The sequence below is a fragment of the Actinoplanes sp. NPDC051411 genome (assembly GCF_040682075.1).
Classification (GTDB): Bacteria; Actinomycetota; Actinomycetes; order Mycobacteriales; family Micromonosporaceae; genus Actinoplanes.
Window position 1 is genome coordinate 1 of sequence record NZ_JBFBAD010000164.1, and the last position, 20,086, is coordinate 20,086.

At 69.4% G+C, this 20,086-nt stretch carries 22 protein-coding genes and 1 pseudogene; 6 read left to right on the forward strand and 17 right to left on the reverse strand.

Annotation, left to right across the window (positions count from 1 at the left end; translation table 11 throughout):
- Positions 1 to 34: 34 nt before the first annotated feature.
- The 12 genes from AB0M88_RS47180 to AB0M88_RS47235 form a co-directional block, all read right to left on the reverse strand.
- Positions 35 to 1,300: a flagellar hook protein FlgE gene (locus AB0M88_RS47180; protein ID WP_364113759.1), complete on the reverse strand. Its 1,266-nt coding sequence runs from the start codon at positions 1,298 to 1,300 to the stop codon at positions 35 to 37.
- 19 nt (positions 1,301 to 1,319) lie between these two features.
- The gene (locus AB0M88_RS47185) at positions 1,320 to 1,844 is read right to left on the reverse strand and encodes a flagellar hook capping FlgD N-terminal domain-containing protein (RefSeq protein ID WP_364113761.1); all 525 of its coding nucleotides are present in this window, start codon (positions 1,842 to 1,844) and stop codon (positions 1,320 to 1,322) included.
- 132 nt (positions 1,845 to 1,976) lie between these two features.
- Positions 1,977 to 2,465 (reverse strand): hypothetical protein, encoded by a 489-nt coding sequence (locus AB0M88_RS47190; protein WP_364113763.1) that lies wholly within the window; start codon positions 2,463 to 2,465, stop codon positions 1,977 to 1,979.
- A 7-nt stretch (positions 2,466 to 2,472) separates the two neighbouring features.
- Complete coding sequence (locus tag AB0M88_RS47195) at positions 2,473 to 2,835, reverse strand: response regulator (RefSeq protein ID WP_364113765.1); 363 nt, start codon at positions 2,833 to 2,835, stop codon at positions 2,473 to 2,475.
- On the reverse strand, positions 2,832 to 3,317 hold the full coding sequence (locus AB0M88_RS47200; RefSeq protein WP_364113767.1) for a chemotaxis protein CheX: 486 nt from the start codon (positions 3,315 to 3,317) through the stop codon (positions 2,832 to 2,834). Before AB0M88_RS47200 ends, AB0M88_RS47195 begins: the two co-directional genes overlap by 4 nt.
- Positions 3,314 to 3,700 carry a response regulator gene (locus AB0M88_RS47205; protein WP_364113769.1) on the reverse strand — a complete coding sequence of 129 codons (387 nt, stop codon included), beginning with the start codon at positions 3,698 to 3,700 and terminating at the stop codon, positions 3,314 to 3,316. The genes AB0M88_RS47200 and AB0M88_RS47205 overlap by 4 nt, the downstream gene beginning before the upstream one ends.
- A 7-nt stretch (positions 3,701 to 3,707) precedes the next feature.
- Complete coding sequence (locus AB0M88_RS47210) at positions 3,708 to 4,553, reverse strand: protein-glutamate O-methyltransferase CheR (protein ID WP_364113771.1); 846 nt, start codon at positions 4,551 to 4,553, stop codon at positions 3,708 to 3,710.
- Positions 4,550 to 5,734: a chemotaxis response regulator protein-glutamate methylesterase gene (locus AB0M88_RS47215; protein ID WP_364113773.1), complete on the reverse strand. Its 1,185-nt coding sequence runs from the start codon at positions 5,732 to 5,734 to the stop codon at positions 4,550 to 4,552. The genes AB0M88_RS47210 and AB0M88_RS47215 overlap by 4 nt, the downstream gene beginning before the upstream one ends.
- 25 nt (positions 5,735 to 5,759) lie before the next feature.
- Positions 5,760 to 6,632 (reverse strand): hypothetical protein, encoded by an 873-nt coding sequence (locus AB0M88_RS47220; protein ID WP_364113776.1) that lies wholly within the window; start codon positions 6,630 to 6,632, stop codon positions 5,760 to 5,762.
- A complete protein-coding gene (locus tag AB0M88_RS47225; protein WP_364113778.1) occupies positions 6,632 to 7,069 on the reverse strand; it encodes a chemotaxis protein CheW in 438 nt (145 codons plus the stop codon). Before AB0M88_RS47225 ends, AB0M88_RS47220 begins: the two co-directional genes overlap by 1 nt.
- A gap of 1 nt (position 7,070) precedes the next feature.
- On the reverse strand, positions 7,071 to 9,422 hold the full coding sequence (locus AB0M88_RS47230) for a chemotaxis protein CheW (RefSeq protein ID WP_364113780.1): 2,352 nt from the start codon (positions 9,420 to 9,422) through the stop codon (positions 7,071 to 7,073).
- Positions 9,423 to 9,506: 84 nt separating this feature from the next.
- Positions 9,507 to 10,205 (reverse strand): response regulator transcription factor, encoded by a 699-nt coding sequence (locus AB0M88_RS47235; RefSeq protein ID WP_364113782.1) that lies wholly within the window; start codon positions 10,203 to 10,205, stop codon positions 9,507 to 9,509.
- A gap of 404 nt (positions 10,206 to 10,609) precedes the next feature.
- Between AB0M88_RS47235 and AB0M88_RS47240 the strand changes: the two genes are divergently transcribed.
- Complete coding sequence (locus tag AB0M88_RS47240) at positions 10,610 to 11,143, forward strand: CAP domain-containing protein (RefSeq protein ID WP_364113784.1); 534 nt, start codon at positions 10,610 to 10,612, stop codon at positions 11,141 to 11,143.
- A 77-nt stretch (positions 11,144 to 11,220) separates the two neighbouring features.
- Positions 11,221 to 12,528, forward strand: a complete 1,308-nt coding sequence (locus AB0M88_RS47245; protein ID WP_364113786.1) for a carbohydrate-binding protein — start codon at positions 11,221 to 11,223, stop codon at positions 12,526 to 12,528.
- Between the two features lie 4 nt (positions 12,529 to 12,532).
- On the opposite strand, the gene AB0M88_RS47250 is transcribed toward AB0M88_RS47245, so the two are convergent.
- Positions 12,533 to 13,600 (reverse strand): UDP-N-acetylmuramate dehydrogenase, encoded by a 1,068-nt coding sequence (locus tag AB0M88_RS47250; RefSeq protein ID WP_364113788.1) that lies wholly within the window; start codon positions 13,598 to 13,600, stop codon positions 12,533 to 12,535.
- Between the two features lie 68 nt (positions 13,601 to 13,668).
- Here AB0M88_RS47250 and AB0M88_RS47255 point away from each other — a divergent pair, with 68 nt between their 5' ends.
- From AB0M88_RS47255 to AB0M88_RS47265, 3 genes are all read left to right on the forward strand, one after another.
- Positions 13,669 to 14,430 (forward strand): maleylpyruvate isomerase family mycothiol-dependent enzyme, encoded by a 762-nt coding sequence (locus tag AB0M88_RS47255; RefSeq protein WP_364113790.1) that lies wholly within the window; start codon positions 13,669 to 13,671, stop codon positions 14,428 to 14,430.
- A 100-nt stretch (positions 14,431 to 14,530) separates the two neighbouring features.
- Positions 14,531 to 15,937, forward strand: coding sequence for a GH1 family beta-glucosidase (locus AB0M88_RS47260; protein WP_364113792.1), 1,407 nt, complete (start codon positions 14,531 to 14,533; stop codon positions 15,935 to 15,937).
- Positions 15,938 to 15,941: 4 nt separating this feature from the next.
- A complete protein-coding gene (locus tag AB0M88_RS47265; protein ID WP_364113794.1) occupies positions 15,942 to 16,952 on the forward strand; it encodes a LacI family DNA-binding transcriptional regulator in 1,011 nt (336 codons plus the stop codon).
- Positions 16,953 to 16,971: 19 nt separating this feature from the next.
- On the opposite strand, the gene AB0M88_RS47270 is transcribed toward AB0M88_RS47265, so the two are convergent.
- The gene (locus AB0M88_RS47270; protein ID WP_364113796.1) at positions 16,972 to 17,772 is read right to left on the reverse strand and encodes an EI24 domain-containing protein; all 801 of its coding nucleotides are present in this window, start codon (positions 17,770 to 17,772) and stop codon (positions 16,972 to 16,974) included.
- Positions 17,773 to 17,827: 55 nt separating this feature from the next.
- Here AB0M88_RS47270 and AB0M88_RS47275 point away from each other — a divergent pair.
- A pseudogene (locus AB0M88_RS47275) lies at positions 17,828 to 18,083 on the forward strand (IS5/IS1182 family transposase); the annotation flags it as partial.
- Positions 18,084 to 18,221: 138 nt separating this feature from the next.
- On the opposite strand, the gene AB0M88_RS47280 reads toward AB0M88_RS47275, so the two are convergent.
- The 3 genes from AB0M88_RS47280 to AB0M88_RS47290 all read right to left on the reverse strand — a co-directional run bounded on the left by AB0M88_RS47280 (position 18,222) and on the right by AB0M88_RS47290 (position 19,877).
- Positions 18,222 to 18,659 (reverse strand): hypothetical protein, encoded by a 438-nt coding sequence (locus AB0M88_RS47280; protein WP_364113798.1) that lies wholly within the window; start codon positions 18,657 to 18,659, stop codon positions 18,222 to 18,224.
- Between the two features lie 92 nt (positions 18,660 to 18,751).
- Positions 18,752 to 19,546, reverse strand: coding sequence for an alpha/beta hydrolase (locus tag AB0M88_RS47285; RefSeq protein WP_364113800.1), 795 nt, complete (start codon positions 19,544 to 19,546; stop codon positions 18,752 to 18,754).
- Between the two features lie 13 nt (positions 19,547 to 19,559).
- Positions 19,560 to 19,877, reverse strand: coding sequence for a DUF2516 family protein (locus tag AB0M88_RS47290; protein ID WP_364113802.1), 318 nt, complete (start codon positions 19,875 to 19,877; stop codon positions 19,560 to 19,562).
- Positions 19,878 to 20,086 lie beyond the last annotated feature (209 nt).

The following is a 20,086-nucleotide window of genomic DNA, read 5'->3' on the forward strand; positions in this document are numbered from 1 at the left end:
CCTGTCCCGGCCGCCGGCCGGACTACCGGTCGTACTAGCGCTTCATGGCGACGAGGTCCTGGAGGATCTCGTCCGAGGTCGTGATCACCTTGGAGTTGGCCTGGAAGCCCCGCTGGGCGACGATCAGGTTGGTGAACTCCTGGGCCAGGTCGACGTTCGACATCTCGAGCGCGCCGCTGACCACGGAGCCCATGCCGGCGCTGCCCGGGGTGCCCACCTGGGCATAGCCGGAGTTGACGGTGGACCGGAACTCGGAGTCGCCGACCTTCTCCAGGCCGTTGACGTTCTTGAAGGTGGCCATGGCGACCTGGCCGAGCGTTTCCTTCAAGCCGTTGCTGTAGACGCCGATGATCTGGCCGCTGTCGGAGACGCTGTACGACACCGAGGTCAGGGCCCCCGGCGCTTGGCCGTCGGTGTCGAACACCCGCGCATCGGAGAGACCCGAGTACGACGTGATGTCGGTGACGTCCACGGTGTACGCGTTGGGCGCGGTACCGATGGGCACCGTTTTGACCGGAGTGCCCGCGCCGTCGGTCGACAGGCCGTTCTGGAAGTTCAACGTCTGGGTGCCGATATTGGTCGTTCCGTCCTCGGCGAACAGATCCATGGTCCACGTCGACGTGTCGTTGACGTTGTCGTTCGCTGTCCGGCTGAACTGCGCGGTGACGGTGTGCGTGGCTCCCTGCGCGTCGTACACCTTGATCGGGATCGTGGTGCTGTAGCCGGGCGTGCCGCCGTTCGTCGGGTTGTTCGGGTCCGGAATGTCATCACTGCTCAGGTTGCCCTTGAGCGTGACCTTCGTGGTCTGCGCGGGCGCGATCGTGCTGCCCAGGGGCATCCGGATGTCGTCCGGTTTGCCGGCCGCGTTGACCACGCCGTTCTTCGCCGTCCAGCCCTGCACCGGCTGTCCACTCGCGTTGACCAGCAGGCCGTTCGCGTCGAACGTGAACTGGCCGGCCCGGGTGTACATCATCTCGGCGCCCTGACGGGCGATGAAGAAGCCGTCGCCCTGGATCATCATGTCGCCGGAGCGGCCGGTGGTCTCCTGCGAGCCCTGGGCGAAGTTGGCCGTGATGCCGCCGTTCTTCACACCGAGGCCGACCTGGGCCGGGTTGGTGCCGCCCTGGCCGTTCTGAGGTGCGCCGGCCGCGCCGAGCATCTGGCTCAGCGTGTCCTGGAATTCGACCACGCTGGCCTTGTAACCGACGGTGTTGACGTTGGCGATGTTGTTACCCGTCACGTCCATCATCTGCTGGTGGGCGTGCAGGCCACTGATTCCCGAGTAGAGAGAGCGCAGCATCGATGCTTTTCCTTTGCTGTCAGGCGGTCGCGGGACCGGTCGTCGGAGTGGTCGGCTTCGCGCCGCGCTCCGTGGGAGCCGTCGAACCGGTGGAAGAACCGGACTCTCCGGCGATCGGCAGGACTTCCATGACCTTGGACAGCAGCACGTCCGTGTTCCCGATTCGAAGCATCGGTTCGCTGTCTCCGTTGAGCTTCGCCGAGGCGATGGTGCCGCTCAGCTGCGCTCCGTTCGCATCCATGTAGGTGACGTTGTGCCCGACCAACGCGCTCGCGTTGACCAGGCGCTGGGACTTCATCAGGTCAGCGATGTCGCCGAGCTTCTCGACCTGGGTGAACTGGGCGGTCTGCGCCAGGAACTGGGTCGAGTCGGCGGGGTTGCTGGGGTCCTGATATTTCAGCTGAGCGACCAGGAGCTTCAGAAAGGTGTCCTTGTCCCCGATGTCCTTGGACGCATCCGAGATCGACTTGCTGGCGGCCGGTGTGGTGCCGGCGGCCGGAGCGGTCGACGGAAAACCGGAAATTCCCGAGGTGGGCGAGGTCATCGCTTTCTCCCAAGCTCTTGATACAGCTATTGCCTGCTCGCCCTAAGGTTCGGCCGGGCCCGGATTTTGCTTAGCCCCCAAAAAGCAGCGGGCCCGCCGGAAAGGCGGGCCCGCGGGTGACGAGAGGTGGCGTCAGGGAGCGAGGGAGAGGCTGAACTTCCCCTTGCCGTACCGGTTGACCTCGACCATCAGGTCGACCCGGCGGCCGAGCGCCATCAGGTGGGCCCGGGCGTCGGCCGGCAGCGGATCGCCGGGGTAGATCACCTGGTAGAGCTTGACGTGCGGGCCGCCCTCCTTGTTGAGGAGGCTGGTCAGCACGTTGCAGAGCTCGAAGACGTTCTCGGCGAGATTCGGGAACAGCTTTTTCTCGTCGATGCTGTCCTCGGCCGCACCGGCCGGCAGCAGGCCCAGCGCCGCCCCCGCGTTGGCGGCCAGGGACAGTTGCATCCCGAGTACGCCGTAGATCTGCTGAGCGGTGTCGGTGAAGATCGCGACCGTCGCCGTGGCGATGTCGTCCGCGGAGAGCGGGTCACCGGGGCTGACGGTCACCTCGCGGCCGAGCAGGTCCTCAAAGAGGTTACGGACGGCCAGAGTGCCAGGAAGAACCGAGACGTCGGACATGTCGTAATCATCCCAAAATAGGAGCGAAGACCTCATCGAATCGCTCAGCCGAGAACGGCTTCACGATGAAAAACATCGAACCGGCCGCATCGGCCTGCTGCATCATCTCCGGCGTGCACTCCGAGGTGACGAAGCCGAACTTCACGTCGTTGCCGGCCGCCCGCAGGGCACGCAGCACCTCGATGCCCGTCATCTCCGGCATGTTCCAGTCCGAGAGCACCAGATCGGGCGACTCGGCGGTGGTCATGTCGAACGCCTCTTTGCCGTTCGCCGCCTCGATCAGGTCGTGATCGCCGAATCCGGCCTGACGCAACGTGCGAACGACGATCTGCCGCATGACCCGGCTGTCGTCGGCGATGAGGATCTTCATGCCTCCTCCTCCTTCAAATCACTGCGGCTCTGCCACATGGAGACGTTGACGGGCTCGTCCTCCCAGAGGCCGTAGACCCCGCTGATGCGCTTGGCGTTCGGATATCTGGTCGTCGACTCGGGCGCGAGCATCACCTGCGGCAACGAGAGGAAACAGCCCGGGGGCAGCATCGCCTTGACGTTGCCACCCACGATGTTGGCCAGTTCGCCGAGAACGTCGGAGAGGTCTTCCTGACTGACCTCGTCCGGCTCCATGGCGAGAAACGCCGCCGCCGCGTGCCGGGCGGCGACGGTCGAACAGCCATAGACCACGTGTCCGGTCCAGGACCCGGTGATGGAGACCGAGGAATGCACCTCGGACGGCTGGTTCTCGTCGTACGTCGGGATCAGCGGGCTGAGGCCCTCCGGATCCAGATACGACATCCAGACCTGCTCCACCATCTCGGCGAGGTCGTTCTCGTTCACCTCGACTTCGACGCTCATGAGTTCGCTCCGGTTGGGACGAGGCCCAGAAGGGCCAACTTTTCGATCATGGCGCCCTCGGTGAAGGGCTTGATCACGTACTCGTGGGCGCCCGCGGCGAGCGCCCGCACGATCTGGCTCTGTTCGCTCTCGGTGGTGACCATGACCAGCGTCATCTCCCGCAGCCGCGGATCAGCCCGGACGTTGGTGACGAACTCGAGCCCGTTCATGTTGGGCATGTTCCAGTCGATGAGGGCCAGGTCGGGAACCTGGTCCATGCCGGCGAGAAGGTCGAGCGCCTCCTTGCCGTCGCCGGCCTCCACCGCCTCGAAGTTCAGCTTGGTGACGATGCGCTTGAGGATCATGCGCATCGCGCGGGAATCATCGATCACCATGGCGCGCATCGCGGCCTCATCCCCTTCGTGCGACGCCCGCGGGCACCGCGTTACGGACTCGGTAAGCGGAGGTACGGCCGGCGGCCACCCGCTCGTAGTTGTCGTCGATCCCGATGGTGGTCTCGGCCGCACCGAGGAAGAGCCACCCGTCCGGACGCAGGAGCCGGGCCACGTTCTGCAGCACGGTCCGCTTCACGGCGACGTCGAAATAGATCAGGACATTGCGCAGGAAGATCACGTCGAACGGCTGCATGGCGGGAAGCGGCGTGGTGAGGTTCATCAGCCGGAAGGAGACGTTGCGGCGCAGCTGCGGGGTGATCCGCCAGTGTGCGCCCGCCCGCTCGAAGTACTGCACCAGCTGGGACGCCGGCAACCCACGGTTGACCTCGACCTGGCTGTATTCCGCGGTCTCGGCCCGCTTGACCATCTCGGTCGAGATGTCGGTGCCCATGATCTCGTAATTCCAGCCCGGGGGCAGGTGCTCCTGGAGCGTGATGGCCAGGCTGTACGCCTCCTGGCCGCTCGAGCTCGCCGCCGACCAGAGCCGCACCCTGCGCGACGACGCCCGCGACTTGACCAGCTCGGGAAGCACGACGTCGGTCAGCGCCGCGAACGGCTCGCGGTCGCGGAACCAGGACGTCTCGTTGGTGGTCAGCGCGTCGACGATCCGGCGCTGGTTGGCCGGGTTGGGGTGGCGCTGCAGCTCGGCCAGGAAATCGGTCACGCTCGGCGAGCCGACCGCCCGGGCGACCGGGATGAGCCGGGCCTCGACCAGGTATTCCTTGCCGGGCGCCAGCACGATCGACGCCTCCTTGCGCACCAGCTGGGAGACGAACGAGAACTCGGCCTGGGACAGGGTCATCGGGCCACCGCCGCGGAACGCCCGGCCTTCACCCGGTTGATCAGGAAGGCGGCGATCCGGTCGAGCGGCAGCACCTCGTCGGCCAGTCCGGCCCCGACCACCGCTCCCGGCATGCCCCAGACCACCGAAGTGGCCTCGTCCTGCGCCAGAATCTCGGCGCCCGCATCCCTCAGCACCTTCGCACCACCCCGTCCGTCGTGTCCCATTCCGGTGAGCACGGTCGCGTAGGCCGACGCGCCGTAGAGGGCCGCAACCGACCGGAACATCACGTCCACGGCCGGGCGGCAGGAGTTCTCCTGCGGGGCACCGCTCAGCTGGATCAGCGTGGCGGTGCCCCGGCGATGCAAAACGAGGTGGAAATCGCCCGGCGCGACGTAGGCCGAGCCGGGGGCCAGTTCCATCCCGTCGGCCGCCTCGAACACCCGCAGCGAGGTGCTGCGGTCCAGTCGCTCGGCGAACATCCGGGTGAAGACCGGCGGCATGTGTTGCGTGATCACGATCGGCACCGGCAGGTCGGACGGCAGCCCGGTCAGCACTTTGGTCAGGGCATCCGGGCCGCCGGTCGACGAGCCGATGGCCAGCAGGTCGATGCGGCCGCCGGGCGCGCGCCGGACCGGCGGGCGGCCGGGGGCGCCACCGGACGGCGGAGGTGCGCCGAGGCGTCCGGGCGGCCCGGAGGGTGGCAGCCCGGCGCGGGGCGGGGCCGCCGTCGGCCGGGGCCGGGCCGGTGCGAGACCGGGGCGCGCCGGCGCCGCCGGCGGAGCGGCACCGGGCCGGCGACGACCGGCGAGGGCATAGATCTTCGGTACGAGCTGCTCGCGTACGGCCGCGATCGACTCGGTCACCGAGCCGACGTTGCTCGGTTTGGTCACGTAGTCGGTGGCGCCGGCCGAGAGCGCCTCCAGGGTCGCGCTCGCACCCGAGGCGGACAGCGTGCTGAACATGATGACGGGCACGGTCTTGTTGCGCTTGCGCAGTTCGCGCACCGCCGCGATGCCGTCCATCTGCGGCATCTCGATGTCCATCGTGATGACGTCGGGCTTGAGCTGGTCGATCTTGGCCTGGGCGAGCAGGCCGTTCGAGGCGGTGCCGACGACCTCGATGTTCTCGGCGCCGCCGAGCGCGTCGACGATCAGGCGGCGTACCACCACGGAGTCGTCGACGACGAGGACCGAAATCATCCGATCACTCCCTTCTCAGCCCCTCTCAACCCAGCCACGCCGGGCCGAGTGCCGCGACCACCGGTGCGAGCAGCCGGTGCGCCGTCGAGGTGTCCAGCAGGTCGCGCACCACGAGGGCCTGAACCGCGCCGCTGAGCATGTTCCAGACCCCTCCGGCCCGGTCGGCCAGCGGAATCGAGGCCGTGTCGACGGCCTGTACCAACAGCATCTGCGCCGCGGCCGCCGTGCGGACCCGATCGGAGAGATAGGCCGCCCAGGACGCCGAATGAACCGCCGGCGACCAGCCGCCGGTGTTGCGCCGGGCGTCCTCGGCCGAGGCGTTCAGCCGGTTCAGATCGCTGGTGCGCAGCGACCGCAGCCGTTCGAGCAGGGCCGACACCGCGTAGTGGTGCGGGCCGAGGTCGATCGGCGCGCCGACCGGCAGCTTGCGCATCGCGGCCACCCAGCCCGCGCCGAGCCGGCGCCGCGAGTCGGCGTCGAGCACCTCCCGCAGGTAGCTGGCCACCGCCGCGTCGCAGAGCAGCGCGGTGGCGGCGGCCGCGGTCTCGCTCTGCTGGGCGTCCCGGCCGGTGCCCTGCCAGGTCCACGACATCACGTCGTAGCGCAGGCAGGTGAGCAGGGCGTCGACCGAACCGATCGGTGCCCGCTCGACCAGGGCCAGGCTCCCGGCCGGATCGTCCTTGCTCATGTTCTTCAGCGAGGGCATCCGGCGGGCCGCGCTCTCGACCTCGACCCAGAGCGGGCCGCGTACGCCCTCGTCCGGCAGCCGCTCGGCGAGCAGCGACAGGTCGCCGGCCTGCAGGCGCAGCGCGCGCAGCAGCACGTCAGCGGTGGCCGAGCCACCACTGAGCCGGGTGAGGTCGAAGCCGAGAACCGGCGCGCTGACGAGGCTGTACATCAGATGGTGGCTCGGTACGTGTCGACGGCCTGGTTGACGTCGAGGGCCAGCATCAGCCGCCCGTCCAGCTTGAAGGTGCCGACCACCAGCTCGCGGGTCGGGCCGCTGAGGGTGTCCGGCGGCGACTCGAAGGTGTCGTCGTCGAGATCGACCACCTCGCCGATCTTGTCGACCACCAGGCTCACCGGCTCGCCGTCGCCGCGCAGAATGACGTTCATGACCGGGCCCTGCAACGCCTTGCGGGCCAGGCCGAGCTGGACCCGCAGGTCGACCGCCGCGATCACCTGACCGCGGAGGTTGAACAGCCCGCCGACGGCCGGCGGGGCCAGCGGCACCGGGGTGTACTCGTTGTACGAGAGCACCTCCTGCACCGTGTGCACCTCGACTCCGAACAACTGCTCGGCCACCTCGAAGGTGGCGAACTGGCGGCTTGCCATCTCAGACCTCCACCAGCATGTCGTCGTCGGCCAGATCGGCGTAGAAGTTGGGGTCGGCGGCGAGGATGGCCCGGCGTACGTCGAGCAACTCGGTCACCCGTTGCTGGATGACCGCGGTCCCGACCAGCCCGTCTTCCTCGGCATCCCGGCGGGCGGTGGTCGAGTTCTCGGCGATGTCGACGATCCGGTCGACCACCAGGGCCACGCTGCGGCCGCCCTCGCTGTAGACCACCACCGAAATGGTTTCTCCCTCCGCCTCCTCGCCGTACGCCCCGAGCAGGTGCGACAACCGCACCAGCGGCAGGATCTGGCCGCGGTACTGGACCACCTCGCGGGAGCCGGCGTGCTCGATCCGGTCGCGCGGGAACTCCTCGAGCCGGGTGACCGTGTCGAGCGGGATCGCCACCCGGCGCTCGCCGACCGCGGTGACCAGCAATCGTTCACCGGTGCCGGCGCCGCCCGAGGCGCGGGACGAATCGATCATGTTCTTCCGGTCCGCGTCGGCGGTCAAGTGGCTGCGCCGGGCGAGCGAGGAGACGTCGAGGATCAGGCCGACCTTGCCGTCGCCCAGAATCGTCGCACCGGCGTACAGGCCGATGTCCTTGAACCGGCTGTTGAGGGCCTTGACCACGACCTCTTCGGTGTTGAGCACCCGGTCGACGACCAGGCCGAAGCGCCGGCCGTCGGCCTGCAGCACCATGATGTAGACGCCCTGGTCGCCGCCGACCTCGAGGCCGAGCGCCCGGTCCAGCCGGACGAGCGGGAGCAGCTTGCCGCGCAGGCGGTAGACGGGCGCGCCCGAGGCGTACTCGATCTTGGTGCTCTGCCCGTCGATGAAGACCAGCTCGAGCACGGCGACCTGCGGTACGACGTAGCGCTGGTCGCCGCAGTCCACGGTCAGCGCCTGGATGATGGCCAGCGTCAGCGGGATCGTGAGGCGCCAGACCGTACCCTCGCCGGGCGTCGAATCGACGCTGACCGCGCCGCCGATGTTCTCGATGTTGGTCTTGACCACGTCCATGCCGACGCCGCGCCCGGAGACGTTGGTGACCTTGGCGGCGGTGGAGAAGCCGGGCTGGAACACCATGGCCATGATGTCGCGCCGGTCCATGCTGGCGATCTGCTCGGCCCGCAGCAGGCCGTTCTCGACCGCCTTCTGGGCGATCCGCTCGACGTTGAGGCCGGCGCCGTCGTCGGCCACCTCGACCGCGACGTGGCCGCCCTCGTGGTACGCCCGGAGCGTGAGCGTGCCCTCCGGCCCCTTGCCGGCCGCCGTCCGGCGGTCAGGCTCCTCGATGCCGTGGTCGACCGCGTTGCGCACCAGGTGGGTCAGCGGGTCCTTGACCGCCTCGAGCAGGCTTCGGTCGAGCTCGGTCTCCTTGCCCTCCATCACCAGCTGGACCTGCTTGCCGAGGCCGTTGCTCAGGTCGCGGATAACGCGGGGAAGCTTCGACCAGATGTGCTCGATCGGCTGCATGCGGGTCTTCATGATGCCCTCTTGCAGCTCACTGGTGATCATGCCGAGCCGCTGCGCGCTGCGCACCAGGGTCGCGTCGCCGGTCTCCATCACGCCGCGGACCAGCTGGTTGCGGGCCAGGACCAGCTCGCCGACCATGTTGAGCAGGGTGTCGAGCAGGTCGACGTCGACCCGGATCGCGCTGTCGGCGATGCTCCGCTTGGGCGCCTGGTTCTGCAACGCCTCGTTGACCGCGGCCGGCGCCGCCTTGCCCTCGTCGAGCAGGATCGTGCCGAGCTTGCGCTCGTCGCCCTCGATCTGCGACTGCAGGGCCGAGCCGACGTCGGACGAGCTGGCCGCGCCGGATTCCACCAGCATCTGGCCGAGCGGGCGGCGCTGCTCCTCGACCGGTTCGGGGGCCGGGCGGGCCGCCTTGACCGGCTTCTCGACCGGCACCGGGGTCTCGTCGGCCGCGGCCGGCGCCTCGACCGCGGCGGCCGGAGCCGCCTCGTCGGCATTCATCTGCGCGTGAACCTGCACGATGATGCTCTCGATGTCGACGTCGTTCTCCGAGCCGTTCTCCTCGATCGAGGCGAGCAGCGACCGGACGCCGTCGATCGTCGCCAGCAGCGTCGTGATCGTCGCCGGGGTGACCGGCTGGACGCCGTCGCGCAGCCGCGACAGCAGGGACTCGCCGGCGTGCGCGAGCTTCTCGAGCCGGCTGAAGGCGAGGAACCCGCTGGTGCCCTTGATGGTGTGAATGGCCCGGAAGATACGGGAGATCAGGTCACGCGAATTCGGCTCCTGCTCCAGGTCGACCAGGTCGCGGTCGATCTGGTCCAGGTTCTCGTGGCTCTCCAGAAGGAATTCGCCGACGATTTCACCTAGGTCTTCCACGCTTACCTACCTCTCGCTCGGCTTTCAATGCCCAGATCGACGAGCCCGAGCGCGATCTGAGGGAGACCGGGATCACGGACGGAATCAGGCCTCGCCGCCGGGCCGGCGGTAGCGGTAACCGAACCCACGGACCGACTCGATCGGCGACTCGTCCGGATCGGACCAGCCGAGCTTTCGGCGCAGGCGAAGGACGGCGAACTTCACCCGCTCCTGACCGATGCCCGTGGGGTCGTCCCACGCCTGGGTCAGCAGCTGGTTGGGACTGAGAACCGCGCCGGCGTGCCGGACCAGCGCGTTGAGCAACCGGAACTCGGTGGGCGTCAGACGCTTCTCGTCGCCCTTGACATAGACCCGGCGCTTGGTCGGGTCGAGGTGCACCAGCCCGTCGTCGTAGACCTGGCTGGCCCAGCTGTTCTGCCCGGTCGAGGAGCGCCGGAGCAGCGCCTCCACCCGGGCGAGCAGCTCGTTGTTGGCGAATGGTTTGGTCAGGTAGTCGTCGGCGCCGCCGCGCAGGCCGCGTACCTTCTCGGCCTCCTGACCGTGTGCCGTGAGCACCAGCACCGGGACGTCGGAGACGTCCCGCAGCCGTTCGAGGACCTGCCAGCCGTCCATCTCCGGGAGGCCGACATCGAGGACCACCAGGTCCGGGTGCTCGGCGTAGGCCTCCTTGAGACCGGTACGGCCGTCACCGGCGTGTGCCACCTCGTAACCCGCGCGGCTGAACAGCAACCGCAGGGCGAGGGCGATGTCCGGGTCGTCCTCGACGACGAGAAGGCGACTCATCGTGTGCTCACCGTGCCCCACCCCTTGCTCACGCCTCGGCCGCCGTCCGCCGGATGCCGACGAACGGCCGAAATCCCGCCCCGGCGGGTCAGCTTTTGTGCCGCGGTTCCTGCGGCATCGCCGCCCGCCAGTCGCAGGCAACGGGATCAACCGCGCAAACACACGATAGCGTGATGTGACGGTCTAAATACGGATAGCGAAAGTTTAGCGGGCTAATCGCCAGGCGGGGCGCTCTTGACGCGGTTGCGGTGATGCGATCAGTCCCCGCAAGTTGCCATCCGAATAGCGTGACACTTTTCCCTCGGTTTATGCCCGGTTTCAGGCAATTAAGGGACGTACGGCCGAGAAACGGATGCGATATCCGTGGTGGGTGACTCGGCCCGCCCCTGATCCGGGAGGCCCCCGTGCTCGCCCAGGTGTTACGCCGCCTCGCCCTGCTCGGTGCGGCACCCCTGCTGCTGATTCTCACCGCGCCCGCCCAGGCGGTCACGTCACTCCCACCGGTGACCCCGCCACCCACGCCGCCGGCCCCGCCTTCGCCGACCGTGGTTTCCCAGGTCCGCCTGATGTCGCAGGTGGTGACCATGACCAACCAGCAGCGGCACGCCAACGGGTGCGGCCTCCTGACCGTCTCCCACGACCTGACCGTGGCGTCCGTACGGCAGAGCCTCTACATGGCCCACACCGGACTGTTCACGCACGTCTGGCGGGACGGCTCGACGTTCGTGACCCGGGCCCATGCCGCCGGCTACCGGCAGCCCTCGGGCGAGAACATCGCCTGGGGTTATCAGAGTGCGGCCGACGTGATGGCGGCCTGGATGGCCAGCCCGCATCACCGGGAGAACATCCTCAACTGCGGCGCCCGCTCGATCGGAACCGGCGTGGTTTACGCGGCCAACGGCATCCCGTACTACACCGAAGTTTTCGGCTGGGACTGATGGCGATCTATTGACATCTGTGCGCCGCGCCTCTTCTATTAGTTAGGTTTACTAACTGCCACCCCGAAGAGGTCACCATGCGCCGAACCCGCATCGCCACACTGGCGACGGCCGTCGCGGTCGCCGCCGGTGTGGGCGGCTTCCTCGCCGTCTCATCCCCCGACGCCCAGGCCGCCACCACCTCTCGCATCCCCGCCCACGTCTTCGCCCCCTACTTCGAGGCCTACAACGGCGACAGCCTGAACGGTCTCTCCCAGCAGTCCGGCAACAACTTCCTCACCATCGCGTTCGCCCAGACCGCCTCGGTCGGCTCGTGCACCGCGCTGTGGGACGGCGACACCCCCATCTCGTCGTCCAACTACGGCTCCGACATCGCGGCGATGCGCGCCCGCGGCGGCGACATCATCCCCTCGTACGGCGGTTATGCGGCCGACAACCAGGGCACCGAGCTGGCCGACTCGTGTGGCAACGTCAACTCGATCGCCGCCGACTTCGAGAAGATGATCACCACCTACGACGTCACCCGGATCGACCTGGACGTCGAGGACAACTCGCTGAGCCGCACCGACGGCATCGACCGCCGCAACAAGGCGATCGCGCAGGTCGAGTCCTGGGCAGCGGCCAACGGCCGGCTCATCCAGTTCAGCTACACGCTGCCGACCAGCCCGAACGGCCTCGAGCCGAACGCGCTGGCGATCCTGCAGAACGCGAAGCAGAACAACGCCCGCGTCGACATCGTCAACATCATGACGTTCGACTACTACGACGGCGCCAACCACGACATGGCGGCCGCCACCCAGACCGCCGCGACCGGCCTGTTCAACCAGATCAAGCAGGTCTGGCCGGGCAAGACCGACGCACAGTACTGGGGCATGGTCGGCATCATCGAGATGAACGGCGAGGACGACTACGCCAACGACTCCGGCAACCTCAACGCCGAGACTTTCACGCTGGCCAACGCCACCACGGTGACCAACTGGGCCAAGTCGAAGGGCATCGGGGCGCTCTCGTTCTGGGCGCTGCAGCGCGACAACGGCGGCTGCGCCGGCCAGGCACCGGGCGACCGCAACTGCTCCGGCGTCTCGCAGTCGACGTGGCAGTTCAGCCACCTGATGCAGGGCTTCACCAGCGGCTCGTCGTCGACTACCCCGCCGACCACGCAGCCCACCACACCGCCCACCACACCGCCGACCACCAAGCCGACCACGCCGCCGACCACCAAGCCGACCACGCCGCCGGCCGGCACCACCTGGGCGCCGAACACGGCGTACAAGGCCGGCCAGGTCGTGACCTACGCCGGTAAGAGCTACAAGTGCCTGCAGTCGCACACGTCGCTGGTCGGCTGGGAGCCGCCGAACGTGCCCGCGCTGTGGCAGGCCCTGTAGGTCGCTAGATCGAACAGTTGATGAGGACCGGTTCGGGGTGCAGTTCAATCCCGAACCGGTCCCGCACACCGTCGCGGATCGTGCGGGCCAGGTCGAGCAGATCGGCCGCGGTGCCGTCGCCGCGGTTGGTCAGCGCCAGCGTGTGCTTGCTGGAGATCGCGACCCGATGGCCCGCGAAGCCCTTGGGGAAGCCGGCGTGCTCGATCAGCCAGGCCGCCGGGATCTTGACCGTGCCGTCGTCGCCCGGCCAGTGCGGCGCGTCCAGTTCCAGCGCCGCCCAGGCCTCGGCCGACACGACCGGGTTGGTGAAGAACGACCCCACCGACCAGGTGTCGCGGTCGTCCGGGTCGAGCACCATGCCCTTGCCTGCGCGCAACTTGAGCACGGCCTCGCGCGCGCGGGCCAACGGCACCCGGTCGCCCGGCTCCACGCCGAGAGTGCGCGCCAGTTCGGCGTACCGGATCGGAGCGGACTCGCCCGAGAGGGCGAGCCGGAAATCAACCTCGAGAACGACGAACCGGTCGTTTCCCTTGAAAACGCTCTTCCGGTACGCGAAGTCGCACTCCAGCGGCGACATCACGCGGAGGCTGTCGTGCTCGCGGTCGTAGGCGTGCACGGCGACGATCGTGTGGCTGACCTCCTGCCCGTACGCCCCCACGTTCTGGATCGGGGTGGCCCCGGCCGACCCGGGGATGCCGGAGAGACATTCGATGCCGGAGTAACCCTCAGTGACCGCGTGCGCGACAAAGTCGTCCCACGGCTCACCCGCCGCGACGCGCACGACCACGCTGTCGCCGGTCTTCTCCACCACGCGGATTCCGGTGGTGCGCAAGAGCAGCACGAGGCCAGGGAAGCCGTCGTCGCCGATGACGACGTTGCTGCCACCGGCCAGCACCAGCACCGGGCGGCTCTCGGCCGCCGCTTTACGCACAGTAGTGACCGCTTCGTCCGGATCGGAGACGACCGTCAACGTGCCGGGCGGTCCGCCGAGGCGTAGCGTCGTATATGCCGCCAGGGGGCCGTCACTCGCTCGAGGGGTGTCAGTTTGCTGATCGGCGCTAACGTCAGGCACGCCGACCACCCTAGGCTCAACGGTTCGGAGCACCTCATCGACTCCTGGGTCGACTGGAGAGAGACGCGATGAACAGGCTGCACGCGAGCAAGGACTTCTGGCTCGCCGCACTGCGGGCCGACAGCCCGGCACTACAGGACGCCGTGGCCGAGGCGGGCCCCGACGCCGCCGTGCCCTCCTGCGAGGGCTGGACGGTCGCCGACCTGACCGCTCACCTGACCGGCATGCTGCGCTGGGTCCGCGAGACGGTGGCGCGCGGGGTCACCGACCATCCCCCCGCCTTCACCGAACAGGAGCCGGCTCCGGAGTGGGAGGCCGCCCTCGACGGGCTGCGCCGCGAGCTGACCGGCACGATCGAGACGCTGGAGGCGCTCGAGGCCGACTTCCCGGCGTGGAACTGGGCGCCGCAGGCCAAGACGGCCGGCTTCTGGCAGCGCCGGATGGCCCACGAGATCTCGGTGCACCGGTGGGACGCCGAGGCGGCGGCCGGCCGCGCCACCCCGGTCGAGACCAAGCTGGCCGCCGACGGCATCGGCGAGGTGCTCGACAGCTGGCTGCCGGCCGGCAAGCGCAAAGGCCCGACCGACCTGCACGGCGTCGCCCACCTGATCGCCTCCGACGCGGGCTACGAATGGTTCGTGCGGCTGCGCGGCCCCGGAGTCGCGCTGCTCGACACCGGCACGATTCTCGACTCCGACGACCACCACCCGCGGGCCGAGGCCACCGGCACCGCGAGCGACCTCCTGCTCACGCTGATGGGCCGTCAGCGCCCGGATCGCCTCGTCATCAGCGGTGACCCCCGCCTGATCGCCGCCCTCCGCACCGGCTAATCCGGTTAAATTCGTCTTACCGACGGGTTCCGCGGGACGGGCGGGCCCCTATGATTAACCGGTTAAGTAAACCGGGTAACACGCAGGAAGCGGTGAACGCATGACGGCAACCGTCACGTCCACGTCGGCGCAGCCGGCCCTCTCCGGGATCACCTTCCCCGACGGCTTCATCTGGGGCGCGGCAACCGCGTCCTATCAGATCGAAGGCGCCAGCCAGGAAGACGGTCGCGGCCCGTCCATCTGGGACACCTTCAGCCGCACGCCGGGGAAGGTCCACGCCGGGCACACCGGCGATGTGGCCTGCGACCACTACCACCGGTACGTCGAGGACATCGCTCTGATGGCCGACCTCGGGCTCGCGTCGTACCGCTACTCGATCTCCTGGCCGCGGATCCAGCCCGACGGCAGCGGCCCGGTCAACTCGCGCGGGCTCGACTTCTACGACCGGCTGACCGACGAACTGCTCGGCAAGGGCATCGACCCCGTCGTCACGCTCTACCACTGGGACCTCCCGCAGGTCCTGGAAGACCGCGGCGGCTGGCCCAACCGCGAAACCGCGCTCGCCTTCGCGGAGTACGCCCAGATCGTGCACGCCCGCCTCGGCGACCGGGTCAAAACCTGGACCACCCTCAACGAGCCGTGGTGCTCGGCCTACCTCGGCTACGGCAGCGGCCGCCACGCGCCCGGCCGCCAGGACCCGGCCGCGACCTTCGCCGCCGTGCACCACCTGCTGCTCGGCCACGGCCTGGCCGCCCAGGCGCTGCGCAGCGCCGGCGCCAACACGATCAGCATCACGCTCAACCCGTCGGTCGTCTTCCCGGTCGACGCCGACAACGCGGCCGACCGCGAGGCCGTACGCATCCTCGACGGGCTGTCCAACCGGATGTTCCTCGACCCGCTGCTGAAAGGCGAATATCCGGCCGACATGCTGGAGCACATGGCCCGGTTCACCGACCTGTCGTTCATCCAGGACGGCGACCTCAAGGCCGTCAACGCCCCGATCGACGTGCTCGGCATCAACTTCTACCAGCCGTCGTACGTCTCGGCGAAGCCCGGCGCCCCGGCCGCGCCCGACCAGCCGGGCAGCGAAGGCATCGCGACCCGCGCGCCGCAGGGCCCGGTCACCGACATGAACTGGCTGATCGAGCCGTCCGGCCTGACCCACCTGCTCAAGCGGATCCACGAGGACTACCCCGGAACCCCGCTGATGATCACCGAAAACGGCGCGGCGTACCCGGAAGGGCCGTCCGAGGACGGCGCGGTGCACGACACCAAGCGGATCGAGTACCTCGACGGGCATCTCCGCGCCTGCCATGATGCCCTGGCGGCCGGTGTGGACCTGCGGGGCTACTTCGTCTGGTCGCTCATGGACAATTTCGAATGGGCCGAGGGGTACGCGAAGCGTTTCGGCATCGTGCACGTCGACTACCGCACGCAGGAGCGCCGGCTGAAGGACAGCGCGAAGTGGTACCGGGAGGTGATCCGGCGCAACGGGATCGAGGGGTGACTTCATGACGACGCGGGAGCGGCCAACCTTGGAGGCGGTGGCGCGCCGCGCCGGAGTATCCCGGGCGACCGTCTCCCGTGTCGTCAACGGCTCGACCTCGGTCGCCCCCGCGATCCGGGAAGCGGTCACCCGGGCGGTCGACGAGTTGGGCTACATCCCCAACCAGGCCGCCCGCAGCCTGGTCACCCAGCGGACCGAATCGATCGCGCTGATCCTGCCGGAGACCGCCAACCGGGTCTTCTCCGACGACCTGTTCTTCCCGGCGATCATCCGGGGCGTCAGCGTCGAACTGGAGGCCGCCGACAAGCAACTGGTGCTGATGATGGCCGGGTCGGCGGCCAGCCACGACCGCGTCGAACGGTACGCGGTCTCCGGCCACGTCGACGGCGTCATGTTCGCCTCCATGCACGGCGCCGACCCGCTGCCCGGCACCCTCACCCGCCTCGGCATCCCGGTCATCTGCAGCGGCCGCCCGATCGGCTCCTCTTCCGTGCCCTACGTGGACGTCGACCACTTCGGGGGCGTCTGCCGGGCCGTACAGCACCTGGTCGACGGCGGCCGCCGCCGCATCGCCACGATCGCCGGCCCGCAGGACATGGTGGCCGGCATCGACCGGCTGGCCGGCTATCGCACCACCCTGGCCGCGGCCGGCCTCACGCCCCTCGAGGCGCTCGGCGACTTCACCCGCGAATCCGGCATCCAGGCGATGCGCTCGCTGCTCTCGCTCGACCCCGACCTGGACGCGGTCTTCGTCGCCTCCGACATGATGGCCCACGGCGCCCTGCTCGCCCTGAAGGACGCCGGCCGCCGCGTCCCGTCCGACGTGGCCGTGATCGGCTTCGACGACTTCGACATCTCCCGCTACAGCGAGCCGCCACTGACCACGGTCCGCCAGCCGATCGCCGACATGGGCCGCACGATGGCCCGCCAGCTGCTCGGCTTCATCAACGGCGCAGCCGACCTGCCCACCTCAGTGGTCCTGCCGACCGACCTGGTCGTCCGCGGGTCGGCCTAGGGGTCTGTCCGGCCGGCCCTTAGAGCGGCTGGAGGCTCACAATGTCGATCGGGTGGCCCAGGACCCGGCGGGAGAGCAGCGTGGCACCGGCGATCGCGGCCGGCATCATCAGGATCGCGCCGAGCGGAATCAGGAAGCACAGGAAGACCGCGACGCCGAAACCGAGCGTCATCGGCCGGCTCGCTTTCAGGGCCCGTCGCCGGTCCCGGAGGCGCTGACCCCGCCGCTGGAAGGGCGCCCCGGTCAGCTCGACCGCGAGCAGCCAGCCGCCGACCAGCGCGCCCAGCACCGGCGAGACGATCTGGCCGACCACCGGGATCAGGCCGAGCAGGAAGAGCGGGATGCCGGCCAGGATCGACAGGGTGATCAGCCGGATCGAGTCGACCACGCTGCGGCCCAGCGAACGCCAGAAGCCCACCTCGACCCCGTCGGGCACGCCGCCGTAACGGCTCTCGACCAGCTCCGAGATGCGCTCATAGAACGGGTCGCCGATCGCCAGCGTGACCGCGGTGAAGGCGAGCATGCCGAGCAGCACGGACACGCCGACGATCGCGATGCCGGCCAGCACCTCGAGCAGATCACGGAGGCCGCTGGCCCAGCCGTCGGCGAAGCCGGTCGAGAAGCGGGCCAGATCGGGCAGGAACCGGATGAGGAAGATCAGGGCGAGGACGTAGAGGACGCCCGCGAGCAGCGCCGGAAGCAGGCCCAGGCCGAGCAGGCGGGGGCTGCGCAGCACCAGCTCGAGGCCGCGGCCGAGCAGGCTCGCCCCGGAGAAGAACTGGCGCACGGTGCCGAGCGGCTTGGCCGCGTTCTGGTCCACGACCCGGGAGCTTAGAGCCCTTGCACAACGCCCGCATGTCGCAGTGACGAGCCGGTCGATGATCCTCACCGCTGGGCACCGCGGCGACAGCCCGCAGTTCATCGCGGTCCCCGCGCCGGTGTCGGTCGGGCCCGAACGCGTCCGGTGCTGGTGCTGGCCGACAAGGCTTAGACCAGGCGCGCCAACCGTCGTTGTCTGCGCTCACGCGGGATCAAGGCCGGCATCCCGAGCAAGAGCGACCAGGACGCCACCGCAAGGCCAAGGGCTCCCGCGGCGGACGTCCACCGAAGTTCGACCCGCAGCTCCGCCGGGGCGGGAGGCGGCTTGGAGCCGCCGGGGTTAGAGGCGGCTTGGAGCCGCCGGAACGGGAAGCGACTCAGGGCCGCCGGAACGGGAAGCGACTCAGGGCCGCCGCAGCACGGACGGCTTGGGAACCGGCGGAACGGGAGCTAGTGGCCGGTCCAGTGGAAGCGCCGGTCCGGCCCGCCCGAGTCGGCTGTTGATGGGGATGCGCCGGCCGACGGTGTTGCGCTGGGGTCGCCCGGTTCGGTGGGTGTGGGGACGGGTGGCATGGTCAGAGGCGGCAGCGGGTCTTCCGACGCCTCGGTCGGGGGCGCCGTCGGCCTGTCGGTCGGGGTGCCGGTGACCTGGGCGGACGCGATCGGGCCGACCGGAGTCGAGACGGCCGCCGAGGCCGGGATCGAGGGCGTGACTGATGGGACCGGGGCGACCGGGGCCGACGATGTCGCCGGCGCCGGTTTGAGGTGCCGGGCGGGCGCGTCGCCCATGCCACCGGCACCTCCGGGCGCGCCGACGGCGGCCGAACGGGTGGCCGGGGTCGCCAGCTGCCAGCCGATTGTCACCGCGACCGGCAGCCCAAGCGCCACAAGTCCGAAAAAAATGGATTTGGGGGATAACCGCACGTAAGGGAAACCGGGCGAGGGGCGGCCGAGGTTACGGCCACGGGGACAGAAAGACCTCAGTCGTTGAGGAAGGCCGAGACGCGTTCCCGCAGGTCACGGCGGTTGTGCCAGATGACGGCCGGGTCGTCGTACACAAAAAGCCCGGCCTTGGGCAGCAGCCCGGCCAACCGTTCGGCCCATGCGACCGGGTGCACCGGGTCGCCGAGGCAGCCGAGCACGAGGGCCCGCCCGGTGAATCCGGCCAGCGCCGCCACGTCGAGAACCGCCGGCTCCCGCCAGAGCGTGCCGATCTGCGGCGCCGGCGGATGTTCGCGGATCTGGGCGGCCCGCTGGCGTACATAAGCGTGACCCGCCGGCGTGCCGCGGACATCGGCCGGCAGCTCGGTCTCGATCGCGGCGGCGATCGCCGCCGGGTCGCCCGCCTCGGCGGCGGACAGCAATCTTGCGGTCCGCGACACCGCGGCCTCCGGGCGTACGCCGTCGAGCGGCGCCGGGAGATAGCAGACGATCCGTTCGAACCGGTCGGGTGTCTCGCTCAGCAGGCGGCACAGGGCGCCCGAACCCATGCTGGCCCCGAGCGCCCGGGTCGCCCCGGCCCGGTCGGCGACGGTACGCAGGTCGGCGGCGAGATCACCGAACGTCCACGGCCCGGGCGGCGCCGCCGAGCGGCCGTGCCCGCGGAAGTGGAAGAACACCCGGCGGCCGGTGACCCCGCTGCCGAGCGGCCGGGTGCCCGCGATGTCGCCCGCGAACCCGTGCGCGAACACGGTGACCGGCTCACCCGAGCCGGTCACCAGTTGCTCCAGGCCGTCGACCACTTCGGTGGGCGGCGACCCGAAAAGATCGCTCATGCGGAAACGGTGCTCACCAGGAGCCGCGGCCGTCCGACGCGTCCTTGAGGCCGGGCCGGACGTCGAGCAGATAGATCAGGGCCGCGGCGATGCCGATCAGGCCGAACAGGCCGACCGCGCTTCGGCTGATGAGCAGCGTGAAGATCAGGCAGATGCCGAGGACTGCCGCCCACGCGCCCTTGGGCAGGGTGCCGATGGCCTGGAACGCGTCACCGCGCTGAGTCAGGCAGTGCACCAGAGCCACCGCCTGCACGATCAACGAGACCAGCAGAAGCACCAGGTTGATGTAGTTGTAGACATCCACGTAGAAGATCGGCGCGGAGAAGGCCATGAGAGGAAGTCTATGCTGCGGGGGGCGGGCGGGGGCCTGGGGGGGTGGGGGGGTGGGGGGTGGGGTGTTGGGGGGTGGGGTTGGGGGGGGGGTGGGGCGTTGGTGGGCGGGGGGGGTGGTAAACGGTGGTCGGCCGGGCGCGGAGCGCAGTGGTCGGCAGGCGAGGGGGCGGTGGGCGGCCGGGCGCGGGAAGCCACGGTCGGCAGGCG

Excerpts from the sequence above, each read along its gene's own strand:
- AB0M88_RS47235 (WP_364113782.1), bottom strand. The coding sequence starts at position 10,205 with ATGAGTCGCCTTCTCGTCGTCGAGGACGACCCGGACATCGCCCTCGCC.
- AB0M88_RS47200 (WP_364113767.1), bottom strand. The coding sequence starts at position 3,317 with ATGAGCGTCGAAGTCGAGGTGAACGAGAACGACCTCGCCGAGATGGTG.
- AB0M88_RS47205 (WP_364113769.1), bottom strand. The coding sequence starts at position 3,700 with ATGCGCGCCATGGTGATCGATGATTCCCGCGCGATGCGCATGATCCTC.
- AB0M88_RS47185 (WP_364113761.1), bottom strand. The coding sequence starts at position 1,844 with ATGACCTCGCCCACCTCGGGAATTTCCGGTTTTCCGTCGACCGCTCCG.
- AB0M88_RS47260 (WP_364113792.1), top strand. The coding sequence starts at position 14,531 with ATGACGGCAACCGTCACGTCCACGTCGGCGCAGCCGGCCCTCTCCGGG.
- AB0M88_RS47255 (WP_364113790.1), top strand. The coding sequence starts at position 13,669 with ATGAACAGGCTGCACGCGAGCAAGGACTTCTGGCTCGCCGCACTGCGG.
- AB0M88_RS47285 (WP_364113800.1), bottom strand. The coding sequence starts at position 19,546 with ATGAGCGATCTTTTCGGGTCGCCGCCCACCGAAGTGGTCGACGGCCTG.
- AB0M88_RS47290 (WP_364113802.1), bottom strand. The coding sequence starts at position 19,877 with ATGGCCTTCTCCGCGCCGATCTTCTACGTGGATGTCTACAACTACATC.
- AB0M88_RS47195 (WP_364113765.1), bottom strand. The coding sequence starts at position 2,835 with ATGAAGATCCTCATCGCCGACGACAGCCGGGTCATGCGGCAGATCGTC.
- AB0M88_RS47180 (WP_364113759.1), bottom strand. The coding sequence starts at position 1,300 with ATGCTGCGCTCTCTCTACTCGGGAATCAGTGGCCTGCACGCCCACCAG.
- AB0M88_RS47190 (WP_364113763.1), bottom strand. The coding sequence starts at position 2,465 with ATGTCCGACGTCTCGGTTCTTCCTGGCACTCTGGCCGTCCGTAACCTC.
- AB0M88_RS47210 (WP_364113771.1), bottom strand. The coding sequence starts at position 4,553 with ATGACCCTGTCCCAGGCCGAGTTCTCGTTCGTCTCCCAGCTGGTGCGC.
- AB0M88_RS47215 (WP_364113773.1), bottom strand. The coding sequence starts at position 5,734 with ATGATTTCGGTCCTCGTCGTCGACGACTCCGTGGTGGTACGCCGCCTG.
- AB0M88_RS47225 (WP_364113778.1), bottom strand. The coding sequence starts at position 7,069 with ATGGCAAGCCGCCAGTTCGCCACCTTCGAGGTGGCCGAGCAGTTGTTC.
- AB0M88_RS47220 (WP_364113776.1), bottom strand. The coding sequence starts at position 6,632 with ATGTACAGCCTCGTCAGCGCGCCGGTTCTCGGCTTCGACCTCACCCGG.
- AB0M88_RS47245 (WP_364113786.1), top strand. The coding sequence starts at position 11,221 with ATGCGCCGAACCCGCATCGCCACACTGGCGACGGCCGTCGCGGTCGCC.
- AB0M88_RS47265 (WP_364113794.1), top strand. The coding sequence starts at position 15,942 with ATGACGACGCGGGAGCGGCCAACCTTGGAGGCGGTGGCGCGCCGCGCC.